The 16,643-nt window shown below is 39.3% G+C and carries 16 protein-coding genes; 8 read left to right on the top strand and 8 right to left on the bottom strand.

Translation table 11 applies throughout. The features are described from left to right. Window positions 1-21: 21 nt before the first annotated feature. From B3394_RS07875 to B3394_RS07865, 3 genes are all read right to left on the bottom strand, one after another. Window positions 22-570 carry a porin family protein gene (locus B3394_RS07875; RefSeq protein WP_177736002.1) on the bottom strand — a complete coding sequence of 183 codons (549 nt, stop codon included), beginning with the start codon at window positions 568-570 and terminating at the stop codon, window positions 22-24. Window positions 571-811: 241 nt separating this feature from the next. Continuing rightward, window positions 812-3,271 (bottom strand): T9SS type A sorting domain-containing protein, encoded by a 2,460-nt coding sequence (locus B3394_RS07870; protein WP_286914948.1) that lies wholly within the window; start codon window positions 3,269-3,271, stop codon window positions 812-814. Window positions 3,272-3,421: 150 nt separating this feature from the next. Further along, window positions 3,422-4,009 carry an outer membrane beta-barrel protein gene (locus B3394_RS07865; RefSeq protein ID WP_177736008.1) on the bottom strand — a complete coding sequence of 196 codons (588 nt, stop codon included), beginning with the start codon at window positions 4,007-4,009 and terminating at the stop codon, window positions 3,422-3,424. 172 nt (window positions 4,010-4,181) lie between these two features. Here B3394_RS07865 and B3394_RS07860 point away from each other — a divergent pair, with 172 nt between their 5' ends. From B3394_RS07860 to B3394_RS07850, 3 genes are all read left to right on the top strand, one after another. Next, window positions 4,182-4,736: a porin family protein gene (locus B3394_RS07860; RefSeq protein ID WP_177736010.1), complete on the top strand. Its 555-nt coding sequence runs from the start codon at window positions 4,182-4,184 to the stop codon at window positions 4,734-4,736. A 107-nt stretch (window positions 4,737-4,843) separates the two neighbouring features. Further along, window positions 4,844-5,257 carry a type II 3-dehydroquinate dehydratase gene (locus B3394_RS07855; RefSeq protein ID WP_286914942.1) on the top strand — a complete coding sequence of 138 codons (414 nt, stop codon included), beginning with the start codon at window positions 4,844-4,846 and terminating at the stop codon, window positions 5,255-5,257. Window positions 5,258-5,332: 75 nt separating this feature from the next. Next, window positions 5,333-7,816 (top strand): DUF5686 and carboxypeptidase regulatory-like domain-containing protein, encoded by a 2,484-nt coding sequence (locus B3394_RS07850; protein WP_286914940.1) that lies wholly within the window; start codon window positions 5,333-5,335, stop codon window positions 7,814-7,816. Window positions 7,817-7,859: 43 nt separating this feature from the next. On the opposite strand, the gene B3394_RS07845 is transcribed toward B3394_RS07850, so the two are convergent. The 4 genes from B3394_RS07845 to B3394_RS07830 form a co-directional block, all read right to left on the bottom strand. Continuing rightward, complete coding sequence (locus B3394_RS07845; RefSeq protein WP_286914937.1) at window positions 7,860-8,630, bottom strand: sulfite exporter TauE/SafE family protein; 771 nt, start codon at window positions 8,628-8,630, stop codon at window positions 7,860-7,862. Window positions 8,631-8,697: 67 nt separating this feature from the next. Continuing rightward, on the bottom strand, window positions 8,698-10,005 hold the full coding sequence (gene murA / locus B3394_RS07840; RefSeq protein WP_286914927.1) for a UDP-N-acetylglucosamine 1-carboxyvinyltransferase: 1,308 nt from the start codon (window positions 10,003-10,005) through the stop codon (window positions 8,698-8,700). 14 nt (window positions 10,006-10,019) lie between these two features. After that, a complete protein-coding gene (locus B3394_RS07835; RefSeq protein WP_177736020.1) occupies window positions 10,020-10,745 on the bottom strand; it encodes a DUF4290 domain-containing protein in 726 nt (241 codons plus the stop codon). Window positions 10,746-10,757: 12 nt separating this feature from the next. Continuing rightward, the gene (locus B3394_RS07830) at window positions 10,758-11,042 is read right to left on the bottom strand and encodes a DUF493 family protein (protein ID WP_177736467.1); all 285 of its coding nucleotides are present in this window, start codon (window positions 11,040-11,042) and stop codon (window positions 10,758-10,760) included. A 147-nt stretch (window positions 11,043-11,189) separates the two neighbouring features. Between B3394_RS07830 and B3394_RS07825 the strand changes: the two genes are divergently transcribed. From B3394_RS07825 to B3394_RS07805, 5 genes are all read left to right on the top strand, one after another. Continuing rightward, window positions 11,190-11,729, top strand: coding sequence for an AAA family ATPase (locus tag B3394_RS07825; RefSeq protein WP_177736022.1), 540 nt, complete (start codon window positions 11,190-11,192; stop codon window positions 11,727-11,729). Window positions 11,730-11,792: 63 nt separating this feature from the next. Then, entirely contained in the window at window positions 11,793-13,685 is a 1,893-nt protein-coding gene (locus tag B3394_RS07820; protein WP_286914924.1) for a RecQ family ATP-dependent DNA helicase, read from the top strand. Next, window positions 13,685-14,632, top strand: a complete 948-nt coding sequence (fmt, locus tag B3394_RS07815; RefSeq protein WP_286914922.1) for a methionyl-tRNA formyltransferase — start codon at window positions 13,685-13,687, stop codon at window positions 14,630-14,632. The genes B3394_RS07820 and fmt overlap by 1 nt, the downstream gene beginning before the upstream one ends. 178 nt (window positions 14,633-14,810) lie before the next feature. Then, the gene (locus tag B3394_RS07810) at window positions 14,811-15,086 is read left to right on the top strand and encodes an HU family DNA-binding protein (protein WP_136402359.1); all 276 of its coding nucleotides are present in this window, start codon (window positions 14,811-14,813) and stop codon (window positions 15,084-15,086) included. 118 nt (window positions 15,087-15,204) lie between these two features. Continuing rightward, window positions 15,205-15,765: a YqgE/AlgH family protein gene (locus B3394_RS07805; RefSeq protein WP_177736029.1), complete on the top strand. Its 561-nt coding sequence runs from the start codon at window positions 15,205-15,207 to the stop codon at window positions 15,763-15,765. On the opposite strand, the gene B3394_RS07800 is transcribed toward B3394_RS07805, so the two are convergent. Then, the gene (locus tag B3394_RS07800; protein WP_273243948.1) at window positions 15,762-16,601 is read right to left on the bottom strand and encodes an aminotransferase class IV; all 840 of its coding nucleotides are present in this window, start codon (window positions 16,599-16,601) and stop codon (window positions 15,762-15,764) included. The genes B3394_RS07805 and B3394_RS07800 overlap by 4 nt on opposite strands. Window positions 16,602-16,643 lie beyond the last annotated feature (42 nt).

The raw sequence follows: 16,643 nt of genomic DNA, 5'->3' as shown, positions 1-16,643 counted from the left end.
TGGGCAGCATTTTTTTAAATACTATAGGAATTTATAACCTACAGATACCTGGAAAACACTATTTTTTCGGCTTTGATCTCCTGATTCCTTAGCCAGGTTTGTTAAGCCTAAATTATATCTTCCCTGAAAGAAGATACCTTCTTTTAATTCATAACCAATACCAGCGTTAAAACCAAAGTCTACCGTATTGAATGTATCTTTTACATCCACCGACTCTAATTTTGCGCTCATTAAGAAACCAACCTGTGGTCCGGCTTCAATACTGAATCCGTCTGCAACATAATATTTCGCCATAATCGGAACATTGATGTAGTCCATTTTTAACGACACATCTCCCTCACCTTTTGCCCCCTGAGAAGAGTACAAAACTTCCGGTTGAACCGCAAATTTATCTGCAACTTTTATTTCAGCCAATGCCCCTACGTGAAAACTGGTTCTTGTTTTTCCACCATCCAGGTTAGTGATTGAAGATAAGTTTAATCCGGCTTTAGCACCAAATTTAACTTCTTGTGCATTAGATGCAAAACCGAAAGCCATTAAAGCCACGGCAGAAAGTAATACTTTTTTCATACGTAATAATTTTTTACAAGTTTGTCTAACAAAAATATAAAAACTTACCAATTATCAAATTAAAAAGCAAAAAAACACACGAATACCCATGCTTAACGTTAAAAATACAAACAAAAAAATCTCTTTTTGTGAATTTTACAATATAATCTGCTTTTATACAACAATTTGCTACATATTGATAGCCAGTATAATGCATAAAGCCTCCCAAAAGGAGGCTTTATCAGGTATTGTTTTTATCCGGTTATTCGATAGTCAACTTGATACTTTTCAAAACACCGGAAGCATCTTTATAGGTTAACATATAGATCCCTGTAGCATATCTGGAAACATCCAGTGCAAGTTCGCTGTTCTTTTCCGAACCGGAACCCGGTTGAAAAGTATAGACTGTTTTACCAAACGAATCAATAACGGAAAGAATTTCACAATTATTAACGGCAATATTCAGTTTATCTTTAGCCGGTACAGGATATAGTAACGGTTTATTGTTTTCCTTAACTTCTTTTAACTCTCCCAATAAAAGCACATCATCAGCAGCAACTTTACCGCTCACGGAGTTTCTGTTATTTTTATAGCTGTTTGCTGCACAAATAGTAGCCAGTTCTGCCTGTGTTACCGGAACAACTTTATTGGTTGGTACAGCCGGATTAGCACCGTTTTGAGCCGCATAAACCTGCGCATCTGTAATATAATTAGATCCCGTCATATTATAACCGGCCGGAGCCGCTTTGATAGCCACCGGGTAAGTTACCACATACAATACATTTTGCGCATCCGGATTATCCGTACGCTTTAAATTCAGGATAAACTTAAGCTTAAACCCTTTAACTCTTGGCGTTAAGAAATCATCTTTAGGCGTTACAGAATAAGGATTAACCAATGTTGATGTATTGTATCTAAAATGGGATGTACTCAGGAAACTAAAACTATTGGATGTCGGATCGTTCTGCTTATAGCTAAAAGGTCTTGATCCGCCGAAATCCCAGTCACACGGGCCAATAGAAGAACTATAGCATGTAAACTTCTGGAATGCTGACGCAAACTGATTGTATTTTAAACGTCTCTTACCACTACCACCCGGTGTATTGGCAACAGTGTACAGGAAGGAAAAGGAATAATCATTTTTATAATTATTAATTCCAATGGCTTTATAGGCATTTTGAAAAATCGCTCCTTCATCATCTACAACAGGACCTTTGGATGTTCCGGCAATGTCCTGCCCGTTGTCCATATCCACATCAACATTGATCACCTTAGGACTCGGAAACTGTCTTGAATATTTAATTGAAGGTTTTTCATATTCTACCATCAGCATGACTTCGGCATCCTGTAAAATCAGTCCGCTTGCCGGGTTAATTGCATATTTAAGTGCATCACCGGATAACTTATAATTTCTGCTGGTAAAATCATATTTATTCTTTATCTCCCAATATTCTGTTTTATCAAAATTACCAACGGTCTCTCTGTTAATAAACTCTTTCTGAACCTTGGTTTCCGTATAGTACATAACCGGTTCATTAATTAACGAAAACACTCCTAATGTTTCATTATACAACGGTTGCCCGCCGATAGTTCCCGCCAGCGTGTTCTGTTTTTGAGAACCCGGCAACCCGATAGTCTGGTTGTGCATCGGATCCTGTGTTGTGATCGATCCTTTAATAGCCACATCCAGGTTTACACTCAAAGGAGCAAGCTGTAACGGACCATTACCGCTGCCTCCGCCTCCAAAAAGACCGGAAAGGAACTTAACTCCTTCACTTACATAAGGAATCGCTTTTAAACCGGCTTTCATGAATTGGTTATTTTTCATAAAATTACCAATCGAGTTGATCGCATTGATCGTGATACCTCCGTCTGCAAGGTTCTTATAAATTTTTTCGTAATCTTTTGTAAATGACTCAATTCCTTTATGAGCTTTCATCATTTTACTATTGATATTGTTGGCTGTCTTCCAGAAATTTCCATCGGAAGCAGCACTACCCTGTCCCTGCGATATAGACGAAATTGTTCCGGTGATTTTCCCGGTCAATTCTACCGAAGAGTTGCTGATTAGCTCCGAATAAAGCAATAATCGCGATGATTCTGTAAAGCTACAGGTACAAGGATCATAATTCATTTTAAAGTCGGCATACGCCCAGGAATTATTATCGTTGTAGAACTTCAGCGCCGTACTGAAGGAAGGATTTTGGATATGCGGCGTATCCAATGTTTTTTCATTATAGGCCATATCCAAAAGATTGGTCTGAAAACCTGGTGCAAATTTCAATGTTAACATCGCTCCGTTATAGTTAACATTGCGACACCATTTCACCAAAATTCGCATCATGCCCGTATATTTATTATACATCATGATGTACGTATGCTCCGGACGGGCGGCCAAAGGGACATTATTATTATCATATCCCATATTGTAGGCAACCATTTCCCAGCCGTTTTCCGGTTTCATATCTTTATTCAAAGACAATGGCAGCATTTCCAGCTGGTTCGATTCGAAAGGATTGGGTGTTGCAGCGTTTGGATTGCAAAAGGAATTGATGGGATAGAAAGGATTGGTAGTAGCCCAATTAAAAAAGTTCAGGTAATTGGATTGCTGGGGATTAACAGGGTTTGCCGGATTGGTAGAAATACCGTTGGGAGGGCAAAAACTCTGGGCAAAAAGTAAATTCGTAACAAAAAGTATTGGCAATGTAATTTTTAATTTCATTTTAATAATAATTTTACTGTTAAAAAAATAAATCTCTCCAAAAAAAATCTCCTGATTCTCAACAGAATAGGAGGCAATAAGTTCCAAAAAACTCTTTAAGTATAAAAAAACCTCCCGAAAGGGAGGTTAATCTATAAAATCTAAGTCAGATTAGAATTTGTAAACTACACCAAACTTAATGCTTGATAAGTTAAGGTTTAAATCGAAAGTGTTTTTCGCTTCTGCACCATCAACATCAACTTTAGCACTGTTGTAAGATAAGTTACCAAAAGTAGCTTCTAAAGCGAAGTTGTTAGATACGAAATAGCTTAAACCTGGTCTGAAACCGATATCGAATGTATTAACTTTTGTATCAGTTAATTTATCTTTACCCATCCAGTACTCAGCTCCTAGTTCTCCGAATAAAGAGAATTTAGTTGCAGGAGTAGTGTAATATCTACCGAAAACACCTACTTTGAAAGTATTTTGATCTAAAGTTGTAGCAACTTCATTTTCTTTTTTCAAAGTTTCGTATCCGATTTTAGCACCAATTGCAATATTGTTAGTTACAAAGTAAGCTGCTTTAGGGCTGATGTCGAATCCGTTTTCTTTAACATCTCCTTGTTTAGCAGAATTAACTCCTACTGAACCAGAAATAAAAACATCTCCTTTAGAGAAACCTTCACCTTTAGCTTCTTCTTGTGCATTAGCAAATCCGAAAGCGAATACTGCTGCTACTGTTAAAATAATCTTTTTCATGATTGTTTTGTTTATTAAAATTAACGGGACAAATGTATAAAAAAAACTATATCGCAATCATGACATTTGTCCAAAAGAAATCAATTTTAATACTAATTTTCATAAAAAAACGTTATATATTTGATAAGCAATATATTACAAGAATATTAAAAAAACCTTAAAATCTACTTTTATGAAAAAAAACCTCTTGTTTTTAGTATTATTCACCTTTTTTAGCACTCCTTTTTATGCACAATTGCTCCAGTTTGGAGTAAAAGCCGGTGTAAATTTTTCGAATTTTACCGGAGGTGACATCGAAGGCTATGACTTCAAAACCATAACCAGCTATCATGCCGGAGTGGTTGCAGAAGTAAAAATTCTGGAAAATTTTTCAATTCAGCCGGAACTTTTATATTCCACTCAGGGAGCCGAACTAAAAGGACTCGGAGAACAGATCAAAAGCGAGCTGGGTTATATTTCCATCCCCATTCTGGCGAAGTTTTATCTAACCAGTAACAAATTAAGTCTTGAATTAGGTCCGCAGGCATCCTTTTTAGTAAGCAAACGCAATGAATTCAGCGGTAGCGATACCAAATCCTTTGACTTTGCTGTTGCCGGAGGTCTGGGCTATAAAATAACCAACAGTATATTCGTTCAGGGCCGTTATGCTCTCGGACTAACCGAAGTTTCTAAAGATGCTGATGTGAAAAACTCTACAATTCAGTTTTCTTTAGGATATTTATTTTAACATCACTCATATGTTAGTTAGTAAAGCCATTCTCCAGGGAATGGCTTTTTTATTCCGGACAGGCAGCAGAATCGGATTTTTCTGTATTTTTACAAAAACTGTATCCCATGAAACTCATCATCATCAACGGCCCTAACCTGAATCTTCTTGGCAAACGCGAACCGGAAATCTACGGCTCCCAGTCTTTTGAAGATTATCTTGAAATCCTGAAAAAAAACTTCCCGAATATCACACTGGAATACTACCAGAGCAACATTGAAGGCGAACTTATTTCTAAAATTCAGGAAAAAGGATTTGACTATGACGGTATCATCTTAAACGCCGGAGCCTATACGCACACTTCCATAGGCATTGGCGATGCGATTAAGGCTGTAACCACACCGGTTATAGAAGTTCACATTTCCAATACATTCTCCAGGGAAAGCTTCCGCCACCAATCCTATATTTCTCCTAATGTAAAAGGCATCCTGATCGGGTTTGGCTTAAAAAGCTACGATCTGGCAATTCAATCTTTTTTATAACGCCATGCAACCATTTTTTGTTTTAAATCGTCTTATCAGATAAGACACCTTATCAACAGCCTTAAATTACATTACATGAAGAAAACAATTACCCTGCTTACCTTATTATTCTCTACCGTTTTGTTAGCACAAATCAGAGGAAAAGTGACCACAGCATCCGGACAGGCCCTGCCTTATGCCAGCGTTCTTATTGAAAACACCTATAACGGTACGTCAACGAACGACAGCGGGATGTATGAACTGAATGTAAAAGAGAAAGGAAAATATACAATTATCTTTCAGTGCCTGGGTTTTAAAACCAAAAAGGCTACCGTTACCGTTTCCGATTTCCCATACACCCTGGAAAACATTGCCCTTGAAGATGAAAATTTCACGCTTAACGAAATAGTCATTAATAATAAGGAGAATCCGGCTTATCCGATAATCCGGAATGCGATAGCCAGCAGAAAAAAGAATATGGCCAAAACGGATAAGTTTGAAGCCGATTTTTATTCCCGCGGTATTTTTCGCGTTAAGGACATGCCTAAAAAAATTCTCGGACAGGAAGTAGGCGACTTTAACGGTTCGGTCGATTCCACCGGAACCGGTATTATCTACCTTTCGGAAACGGTTTCCAAAGTAGCTTTCGAAAAACCCAACAAGCTTCGGGAAGAGATCATCGCTTCCAAAATAAGCGGAAACGACAACGGTTTCAGTTATAATACCGCCCGCGGTACGCATTATGATTTTTACGAAAACTATGTGAGCCTCGGCATTAACATGGTTTCCCCTATAGCCAATAACGCCTTAAACTATTATAAGTACACACTGGAAAGTACTTTCTTTGACAATTACAACCACCTGATCAACAAAATCAAGGTTACTCCAAAAAGGGATAAAGAACCTGTTTTTGAAGGATACATTTATATTGTAGAAGACAGCTGGGCCATTTATGCGGTAGATTTTGACATCAAAGGCTACAGAATGCAGCAACCGGTTATCGAAACCATGAAACTGACACAGAGTTTTACCTACAATACCCATTCTGCCATCTGGGCAAAAAACATACAGACCATGGATTTCAGTGCCGGCTTTTTTGGTGTGAAATTCACCGGAAAGTTCACCCATGTCTTCAGCAACTATATCTTTAAAGACCAATTTGAGAAAAAAACGTTTTCTAACGAAATCGTAACGATTCAAAAAGAAGCGAATAAAAAAGACAATGACTACTGGAATACTTTCCGTCCGGTTCCATTAACCGAAGAAGAGGTTACCGACTATAAAAAGAAAGACAGTATTCAAACCTTAAGAACATCAAAAGTATACCTGGATTCTATTGATGCCAAGAAAAATAAATTCCGTCCGTCAGACATTCTTCTGGGCTATACACACCGCAATTCCTTTAAAAAAGAAACCTACAACTACGATGGTATTTTAGACATTACCTCATTAGGTTTTAATACAGTTCAGGGATGGAATCTTGGTTCCGGCTTTTCCTATCGCAAATGGGATCAGGAAACAGGAAAATCAACCTACATTGGCACCAAACTGAACTATGGCTTTGCAGAAGACCGTTTGCGTATAACCGGTTCTTTCACCCACCATTTTAATGCCACGAACTATGCTGTACTGGACATTAGCGGCGGAAGCAGTATCGAACAGTTCAACCCGGAAAACCCTATCAGCAACCTGCTCAACTCTGTGACCACTTTATTTTTCAAAAACAACTTTGCAAAATACTACAACAAAGAAGCGATCCGCATAAGCTACGGTCAGGAGGTTGTTAACGGTGTAACACTTACCGGTAAAGTAGAGTATTCCGCCCGAAAACCACTGTTCAACAATACCGATTATGTATTGCTCAAACGGGATAAAGACTACACGTCCAACAATCCGTTACTACCGGAAGACAATACGGTTGCTCCGTTTGAAAAGCATAATCTTGTAAAAGCTTCCTTATCCACCCGAATCCGCTTCGGACAAAAATACATCACCAGACCGGACAGAAAGATAAACATCCCGAATGATAAATATCCGTCCCTGTTGCTAACGTATGAAAAAGCATTTGCCGGCAGTGCCGACAACTATAATTATGATTTGCTATCCGGTGCCGTTAATTATGGCAAAACATTAGGAAACAAAGGTGATCTGGGAATACGCTTAAAAGCCGGTAAATTTTTCAATGCCGATAATATTTCATTTATCGATTACAAACATTTTAACGGCAACCAGACCCACATCGGGACCACAGACCGTTACCTGAATGTTTTTAACCTGCTTCCTTATTACTCAAACAGTACTAACGATGCTTATCTGGAAACACATATCGAGCATAATTTCAACGGCTATATCATGAATAAAATCCCGTTGTTAAACAAACTGCAATGGAACCTGATTGTTGGTTTCCACCAGATCAATACACCAACAACAAAACCTTACCAGGAATTCACGGCCGGATTTGACAATATAGGATGGGGCAAATTCCGTATGCTTCGCGTGGATTACGTCCGTTCTTATCAAAACGGATTCCAGACAGACGGTATCGTTTTCGGATTAAAATTCCTTAATATTATTGACTAAAAATCAAAAGCCGGATAATCTCTTATCCGGCTTTTTTATTTTGCTATTTTTTAATAAAAACATCATATCCAAAACGGATCAGGGTTCCGATCACGACTATTAAAAAGAAAATCCGGATAAAACCATTTCCTTTATTGATCGCCAGTTTAGCACCAACCCAACCGCCCAAAGCGTTACAGGCAGCCATTGGCAGGGCAACCATCCAGATTATCTTTCCTTTCAGCAGAAACAGGCAGATCGATCCGAAATTTGTTGCCAGGTTTACCATTTTAGCATTTGCGGAAGCGTGTAAAAAATCAAATCCCAATAGGGAAATAAAGGCTACCACAAAAAAGCTTCCGGTTCCCGGGCCAATAAATCCGTCATAGAATCCCACAACCACACTTATTAGTGCGGCATAAATTACCTGACGTTTGTAACTGAGTGTCTTTTCCTGCCGCTGTCCGAAATCCTTTTTCAGGAACGTATAAATCGCCAGAAAAACAAGTACAGCCAACAATAGCGGTTTCATAAAATCATTGCTCACCATCGTTAACAGGGTAGAACCCGCAAAAGCCGCTAAAAATGCCAGGCCAGCCATTAACAGCAATAATCGCCAGTTCATCGTGACTTTTTTCAGGTACTGATAGGCCGCAAAACTGGTGCCGCTGAAAGCCGGGATCTTTAACGTCCCTATCACCGACGACACGGCATAATTGGGCAATAAAACCAGCGCTATAGGTGTTTGTATCAAACCGCCGCCGCCAATAATGGCATCGATAAACCCTGCGGCAAAAGCCGCCAGGCAAAGAAATAGTAAGGTCGTTACTTCCATGGTTTTAAAAAGAAAAGAGCTAAATTCTAACAGAACTCAGCTCTTCAATATTATTCTTATCTAAATATTAAACGCGTACTATTTTGGCTCCGATCGCTCTTAAACGCTCGTCGATTTTTTCGTAACCGCGGTCAATTTGTTCAATGTTCTGGATCGTACTGGTTCCTTTTGCCGATAAGGCTGCAATTAAAAGGGAAATTCCGGCACGGATATCAGGAGAAGACATTATGGTCGCTTTTAACTGCGATTTGAAATCATGTCCGATAATAGTCGCTCGGTGCGGGTCACAAAGAATAATTTTCGCTCCCATATCGATCAGTTTATCCACGAAGAACAAACGGCTTTCAAACATTTTCTGATGAATCAGCACTTCTCCTTTTGCCTGTGTTGCCACAACAAGGATGATACTTAATAAATCCGGTGTAAATCCAGGCCATGGTGCATCGGCAATAGTTAATATTGAACCGTCAATATCCGTTTTAATTTCATATCCGTCAACGTGAGCCGGTATGTGAATATCGTCACCTCTTCGTTCCAGCGTAATTCCTAATTTACGGAAAGTACCCGGAATCACTCCTAAATTATCCCAGCTAACGTTTTTAATCGTAATCTCACTTTGGGTCATCGCTGCCAGACCAATCCAGGAACCGATCTCGATCATATCCGGAAGGATTCTGTGCTCACAGCCGCCAAGTGCTTCAACACCTTCAATTTCCAATAAGTTAGATCCTACACCGTGAATCTTGGCGCCCATAGCGTTCAGCATTTTACACAACTGTTGTAAATATGGTTCGCAGGCTGCGTTATAAATGGTTGTTTTTCCTTCTGCCAAAACTGCGGCCATAACAATATTTGCCGTCCCGGTTACCGAAGCCTCATCCAGAAGCATGTAGGCTCCTTTTAGTCTTTCGGCTTCCACGCCATAGAAATGGTCTTCTTTATTGTATCGGAATTTTGCTCCTAAATTGATGAATCCTTCAAAGTGGGTATCCAAACGACGGCGTCCGATTTTATCACCTCCCGGTTTCGGAATATATCCTCTACCAAAACGTGCCAATAACGGCCCGACAATCATGATAGATCCTCTTAATGCTCTTCCTTCATCTTTAAAAGCAACTGATTCCAGATAGTTTAAATTAACGTCATCTGCCTGAAAAGTATAGGCATTCGGCCCTATTTTCTGAATCTTAACACCTAAATTCCCTAATAACGTAATCAGTTTGTTAACGTCGATAATATCGGGGATATTAGAAATCGTTACTTTTTCAGGTGTAAGCAACACCGCACACAAAATTTGTAATGCTTCATTTTTTGCTCCCTGAGGGGTTATTTCTCCTTTTAATTTTATACCTCCTTCAATTTTGAATGTTCCCATATGGTAAAAGAAAATTACGCTTTTCGGTTATTATTTTTATTGTTATTGTTGTTACTATTTTTCTGATTGGTGAAATTTTTATTGCTGTTCGCATTTCCGCCATTCTTTTGTTTGCTGCCAAATTGTGTTTTGTTGGACTGCTTTTTGTTCACCCGCATTAGATCGGTTGTATTTGAAAGCTCCTCATCTGTTTTCAGCAGGTTAATTTTACCTCCGGACAGTTCATACAGGTGTTCAAAAATAACTTCATCCTTCACACTATCCTTATTCCAGCTCAGGTAGGACTTTTTCATGTGGTTGGCAATAACCATAATCAAAGCGTTTTTCAGCTCTCCTTCTTCCCATTTATTAGCAACGTCAATCATGTACTTGATATTATTTCCGTAGAAACGATATTTCGGGAAATTCTGAGGATAGGCTAATCTGTCCGGCTTCTGATTCAATACTTCTTTATTCGGAATCGGATACGGCGAATCTACATCCAGTGTAAAATCGGACATTATAAAAAGCTGATCCCATAATTTATGCTGGAAATCCGGCACATCTCTCAGGTGCGGGTTCAAACTTCCCATTACCGTAATGATATATTTTGCCGCTTTGTTTCGTTCGTCCCTGTCTTCAATTACCGTTGCCTGGTTGATCAGTTTCTGCAAATGACGTCCGTATTCCGGAATAATCAAATGCGGGCGCTCGGCATTGTATTCAAGAAAACCAATAGCTTCTTCTGGGCTGTACTTCATTCTTTTTTGAATTTATAAAGAAATAATTCCTTCAATTTTTGATAGTTCAAGATACTTATCAATCACACTTTGTGCGCTGTTCATTGTAACATTAATGGACACACTGGTATATTTTCCCGTTTTGGATTGACTCGTTTGTATAACGGCTCCTACTCCGTCGAAAGATTTCTCTATTATCGCCACTTTTTCAGTATCGGTAGGGACAATAAATTTAAACAAATATTCTGAAGGCCAAAGTGTTGAATTGGTTAATTCTTCTTTAAGTCTGTGGTAAAATTCTTCTGTTTTCTTATCCATCTTCATACAAAATAAAAGCAAATATACATTAGAGTTATGAATTATGAAGCATCAAACAGGATAAATCCGATAACTCTGAAATTATAAATTAAAAACTATTCTTTTGATTAAACAAAAAAATGTAAATTTGCGCCTTATTTTTAAAAAGTGAATAAGGAAATTGTTGTTATAATTGGAGGACCGGGTTCGGGGAAAACCACACTTATTGATGGTTTAACGGATAGAGGATATACTTGTTATCCTGAAATTTCCCGTGAGGTAACTTTGGAGGCCCGTAAACAGGGAATTGAACAACTCTTCCTGGAAAGACCGCTGCTTTTCAGTGAATTACTGCTGGAAGGAAGAAAAAAACAATTTGTCAGTGCAACCAATGAAGCGGCTGAAATTGTTTTTTTAGACCGCGGTATTCCCGATGTACTGGCTTATATGCACTATATTGGCGATGCTTATCCCGCTTTTTTCGACAACGCCTGCAAAGAACACAAATATTCCAAAATTTTCATTCTTCCACCCTGGGAAGACATTTACATCAGCGACGATGCGCGCTATGAAAACTACGAACAGGCTGTTTTAATTCACGAACACCTTGTAGAAACCTATGAAAAATACGGCTACAATCTAATCGAAGTACCAAAAGACACTGTAGATAGCAGAATTCTTTTTATATTAGACAAACTTTCAAAATAATTACGAATCAGGCACGGCAATACTTTCCGGTATTGACGCGGCAGGACTCCTAACATTTATTTGATGTCTGAAGCTCTAAAAACTCTTCAAAAATATTGGAAGTACGACAGTTTTCGGGATCCTCAGGACATGATTATTCAGTCTGTCCTTGACGGAAAAGATACGTTTGCACTATTGCCAACCGGAGGCGGAAAATCGATTTGCTTTCAGGTTCCGGGCGTTATGCTGCCGGGTATCTGCCTTGTTATTTCCCCTTTAGTAGCCCTGATGAAAGATCAGGTGCAAAACCTGCAAAAAAGAAACATTAAAGCAATTGCCCTAACCGGCGGAATTTCGTCCGATGAAATTATCGACCTGTTAGACAACTGCCAGTTTGGAAACTACAAATTCCTGTATGTTTCTCCGGAACGACTACAGTCGGACTGGATTATCGAAAGAATCAAAGGACTGCCGGTCAACCTGATTGCCATTGACGAAGCGCATTGTGTTTCCCAATGGGGACATGATTTTCGCCCGGCCTATCTTAAAATTGCAACTTTAAAAAGTTTTTCCCCAAAAGTTCCTTTCCTGGCACTGACCGCATCGGCAACCGAACGCGTACAGGAAGACATCTGTAAAGAACTGCTCCTGGACAATCCCGTTCTTTTTAAAAAATCCTTTGCCCGGGAAAATATCGCCTATATGGTCTTTGAGGCCGAAGACAAATTACACCGGATAACCCAGATGCTGACCAAAAATCCGGGGCCTTCCATTATTTACGTCCGCAACAGGAAATCCTGCCACGATATAGCCGCACAGCTCACCTCGCTGGGATTCCGCACCGCTTTTTATCACGGCGGATTATCTACCAAGGACAAGGAACGGCAAATGCAGCTCTGGATGGAAGAAAGCGCACAGGTAATTATTGCCACCAATGCTTTCGGAATGGGCATTGACAAACCCAACGTTAAAACGGTAATCCACGTTCAGCTGCCCGAAAATCTTGAAAATTATTACCAGGAGGCCGGAAGAGCCGGAAGAAACGGTGAAAAAGCGTTTGCGGTTACCCTGATCGCACCTTCCGACATCGGCACCACCAAAAATCAGTTTATAGAAGTACTGCCAGACAAAACTTTTTTAAAGGAAGTCTATATCAAGCTTAACAATTATTTCCAGATTGCATACGGCGAAGGCTTTAACGATTCCTTTTCGTTCAATCTGAATCATTTTTGCCTGCATTATAAATTCCCGGTTTTAAAAACCTTTAATGCCCTACAGTTTTTAGACCGCCAGGGCGTGATTACCTTATCGGCGACTTTCTCCGAAAAAGTGACCATCCAGTTCCTGTTACCCAGCAAGGAGATCATCCGGTACATCAGCCTGAACAGTGCAGACGAAGCGGTTATTGTTGCTGTTTTGCGGAATTATCCGGGTGTTTACGACATGGAAACCCCTATTAACAGCAGTTTGATCGCCCGTAAGGCAGGCACCTCTGAAGATACCGTTTTTCAGATTTTAAAGCGTTTACACGAAAAAGAAATCATAAGCTTTAACAGCCAGGCAAACGACAGCCAGCTCACTTTTAACGAAGTACGGGAAGACAGCCTTACCATTAACAGGCTTTCCAAGTTTTTAGAAAAGCAAAACGACCTGAAAATTGCCCAATTTGAAGCGGTTGTTGCCTATATGACCGATAAAAAACTATGCAAGAGCCGTTTTATTTTAAACTATTTCGGCGAGCAAAACACTACCGATTGCGGCAGCTGCTCCGTTTGCATCACCAGAAAGAAAGCTCCGTCCGATCCTGTAGCCACCGCAAAGGAGATCGTGGCGCTTTTAAAAAATAGTCCGCTAACGTCAAGAGAAATTGAAAACAGGCTTAATTTAACGCCGGAGGAAACTATATTTGCAATTCAGCTGCTGCTGGAATACAACAGCATTACCCTAAACACTAAAAATCAATACCTTTTAAAATAATGAATACGCTACGAATCGTTTTTATGGGAACTCCCGATTTTGCAGTCGGAATTCTGGACACTATATATCAAAACAATTATGAAATTGCCGCTGTAATCACAGCTCCGGACAAACCTGCCGGACGCGGGCAAAAATTAAAATATTCTGCCGTAAAGGAATATGCATTAGCAAAAAACCTTCCGATACTGCAGCCGACAAATTTAAAGGACCCGTCTTTTTTAAGCGAATTAAAAAGTCTGAATGCCAATCTGCAGATCGTGGTGGCTTTCCGGATGCTGCCGGAAGCAGTCTGGAAAATGCCAGACCTGGGCACTTTTAACCTTCATGCCTCCCTGCTGCCGGAATACCGTGGTGCTGCCCCGATTAACTGGGCAATCATTAACGGTGAAACCAAAACCGGAGTGACTACTTTTTTCATTGATGATAAAATCGATACCGGTGCTATGATTTTAAGTTCCGAAACCGAAATTGAATCCAATGAAACTGCCGGCGAACTGCACGACAGGCTGATGCACCTGGGAAGCGACACCGTGATCAGGACTTTACAGCAAATTGAAAAAGGCGACGTTACCACAACCATACAGGCCGAAAGCAGCGACATTAAAACCGCTTATAAACTCAATAAAGAAAACTGCAAAGTAGACTGGAGCAAAAAAGGAGAAGAAATTCACAACCTGGTAAGAGGTTTAAGTCCCTACCCGGCTGCCTGGTGTTTTATAAACGACAAAGAACAGGAATGGAACGTGAAGCTTTATGAGACTTCTTTTGAAGCCGCAAACCATGATTTTGCTGCCGGAAAGATTCTGGCAACAAAAAAAGATTTAAAGGTCGCTGTACAAAACGGTTACGTTCAGATTCACCAATTACAATTTCCCGGAAAGAAGCGAATGAAGACATCCGAACTCTTAAACGGAATTGTTTTTTCTGAAAACGCAATCGCTTCTTAAGTGGCGTAAACACTAATATTTGCAAAAATTTGAGAAAAACAACTAAGTTTATTAACAATCGTACTTAGTTATCAACATTTTACCGTAAAAACAGCCAAAAGACTTGTGTAATTGGGAAATCCACATAATTTTGTAAGACAATTAATTAATTTTAACCAAACAATTAATAACTAGAATTATGAACAAATCAGAATTAATCGATGCAATCGCTGCAGACGCAGGTATTACTAAAGCAGCTGCTAAATTAGCTTTAGAGTCTTTTTTAAATAATGTTGAAGGTACTTTAGCTAAAGGTGGAAGAGTATCTTTAGTAGGTTTTGGTTCTTGGTCAGTTTCTAAAAGAGCTGCAAGAGAGGGAAGAAATCCTCAAACAGGAAAAACGATCAAAATTGCAGCTAAAAATGTTGTAAAATTCAAAGCTGGTGCTGAATTAGAAGGTTCTGTAAACAAATAATAATTTGTTAGACAAAAATAATAAAACCTCTCGTTGAGAGGTTTTTTTTATGCATTAAACGATTTTTTTTTGACCGATTCTATTTTTTTTGTTAAATTTAATTCTAAACTCTCAGGAAATGATTTCAATTAAGCCTCAAAAAGGAAATCTGCTCATTGCAGAGCCTTCAATTATAGGAGATCTTTCATTTAACAGATCCGTGATATTATTAGCCGACCACAACAGTGACGGTTCGGTAGGATTTATTTTAAACAAACCGCTGGGATATTCCATACAGGATTTAATCCCTGAAATCCATTCGAATTTTAAGATCTACAACGGCGGTCCGGTTGAGCAGGACAACCTGTATTTTATCCACAACGTTCCTGAATTAATTACCAACAGTATTGAAATTTCCAATGGAATCTATTGGGGCGGCGATTTCGAGTTAACCAAAGAACTGATCAACGCCGGAAAGATAAAAAAAGGGAATATCCGTTTTTTCCTGGGCTATACCGGTTGGGATATCCATCAGCTGGAACACGAACTTGAAGAAAATTCCTGGATTGTGAGTGAGAACAGTCACAAAAATAAAATCATCGGAAAATCCACTGTTCACTTCTGGAAAGAAAAAATCATGGAGCAGGGAGGCGATTACTTAATCTGGTCCAATGCTCCCGAAAATCCTGTATTAAATTAATTCAAACGGATAAAGGCGTTTAGCTTTTTAACCAAATCTGCTGAAAATCCTGTTTTATAGTCCTTTTTACGGTATTTCGTGATGGGCTGAACACCTTTTATCACATTCGTAAGAAACAACTCGTCTGCCTTCTGTAAATCGAAAGGAGAAATAGATTGTTCCACCACTTCCAGTCCTTCCATTTTTCGGGAAAGCGCCAGCACCTGTTTGCGCATGATACCGTTCAAACATCCGTCTGCAATGGGTGGTGTAATTAATTTGCCATCCATCAGCATAAAAAGATTTGCCTGCAGGGCTTCCACCACATTTTTCTCATCATTCATCACCAGACAGTTTTCATAACCGTTTTCATAAGCAAAAATACTTCCGGTTATCTGCACCATCCTGTTCGTACTCTTTAAAGTCGAAAACAACTGCTTGGTCACATAGGCATCCTTAAACAATTCTACTTCATAAGCCGCAGCATCAAAAGCATACAGTGCATTTTCAAGCGGCTCGGCAGTAACGATAAAAGCTACTTCATTGGTTTTAGGCAGGTAAAAGCCGCCATTTTCCCGGAATACAGAAAAACGTACCCTGTAGGAAGCGGCCTGCTCTTTTGTCTTCAAAAGTTCCAGCACCTGTGTTTCAAAATATTCCATCGTAAAGTTCATCGGAAGATCCATACGAAGGATTCTTGTGGAAGCCATTAACCGAAAATAATGATCTTCCAGGAAAAGAATTTTATTATCTAATACTTTCAACGTTTCAAAAACGGCATCGCCATACAGAAAACCTCTGTTTTCCTGAATCTGAATCCCCGAATTTTCAACTATTAAACCATTATAATTAATCATAAAAAAAGCCCTGATTTTATTTCAGGGCAAATATACTTTATA

It is taken from the genome of Flavobacterium sp. UBA4197, assembly GCF_002379575.1.
In the GTDB taxonomy this organism is placed as follows: domain Bacteria; phylum Bacteroidota; class Bacteroidia; order Flavobacteriales; family Flavobacteriaceae; genus Flavobacterium; species Flavobacterium inviolabile.
The sequence above is the reverse complement of the archived record's forward strand: the minus strand, read 5'-3'. Positions and strand labels throughout refer to the sequence as shown.

Coding starts and splice junctions, on each gene's coding strand:
- B3394_RS07875 (WP_177736002.1), bottom strand. CDS start 570: ATGAAAAAAGTATTACTTTCTGCCGTGGCTTTAATGGCTTTCGGTTTT.
- B3394_RS07870 (WP_286914948.1), bottom strand. CDS start 3,271: ATGAAATTAAAAATTACATTGCCAATACTTTTTGTTACGAATTTACTT.
- B3394_RS07865 (WP_177736008.1), bottom strand. CDS start 4,009: ATGAAAAAGATTATTTTAACAGTAGCAGCAGTATTCGCTTTCGGATTT.
- B3394_RS07860 (WP_177736010.1), top strand. CDS start 4,182: ATGAAAAAAAACCTCTTGTTTTTAGTATTATTCACCTTTTTTAGCACT.
- B3394_RS07855 (WP_286914942.1), top strand. CDS start 4,844: ATGAAACTCATCATCATCAACGGCCCTAACCTGAATCTTCTTGGCAAA.
- B3394_RS07850 (WP_286914940.1), top strand. CDS start 5,333: ATGAAGAAAACAATTACCCTGCTTACCTTATTATTCTCTACCGTTTTG.
- B3394_RS07845 (WP_286914937.1), bottom strand. CDS start 8,630: ATGGAAGTAACGACCTTACTATTTCTTTGCCTGGCGGCTTTTGCCGCA.
- murA (WP_286914927.1), bottom strand. CDS start 10,005: ATGGGAACATTCAAAATTGAAGGAGGTATAAAATTAAAAGGAGAAATA.
- B3394_RS07835 (WP_177736020.1), bottom strand. CDS start 10,745: ATGAAGTACAGCCCAGAAGAAGCTATTGGTTTTCTTGAATACAATGCC.
- B3394_RS07830 (WP_177736467.1), bottom strand. CDS start 11,042: ATGGATAAGAAAACAGAAGAATTTTACCACAGACTTAAAGAAGAATTA.
- B3394_RS07820 (WP_286914924.1), top strand. CDS start 11,793: ATGTCTGAAGCTCTAAAAACTCTTCAAAAATATTGGAAGTACGACAGT.
- fmt (WP_286914922.1), top strand. CDS start 13,685: ATGAATACGCTACGAATCGTTTTTATGGGAACTCCCGATTTTGCAGTC.
- B3394_RS07810 (WP_136402359.1), top strand. CDS start 14,811: ATGAACAAATCAGAATTAATCGATGCAATCGCTGCAGACGCAGGTATT.
- B3394_RS07805 (WP_177736029.1), top strand. CDS start 15,205: ATGATTTCAATTAAGCCTCAAAAAGGAAATCTGCTCATTGCAGAGCCT.
- B3394_RS07800 (WP_273243948.1), bottom strand. CDS start 16,601: ATGATTAATTATAATGGTTTAATAGTTGAAAATTCGGGGATTCAGATT.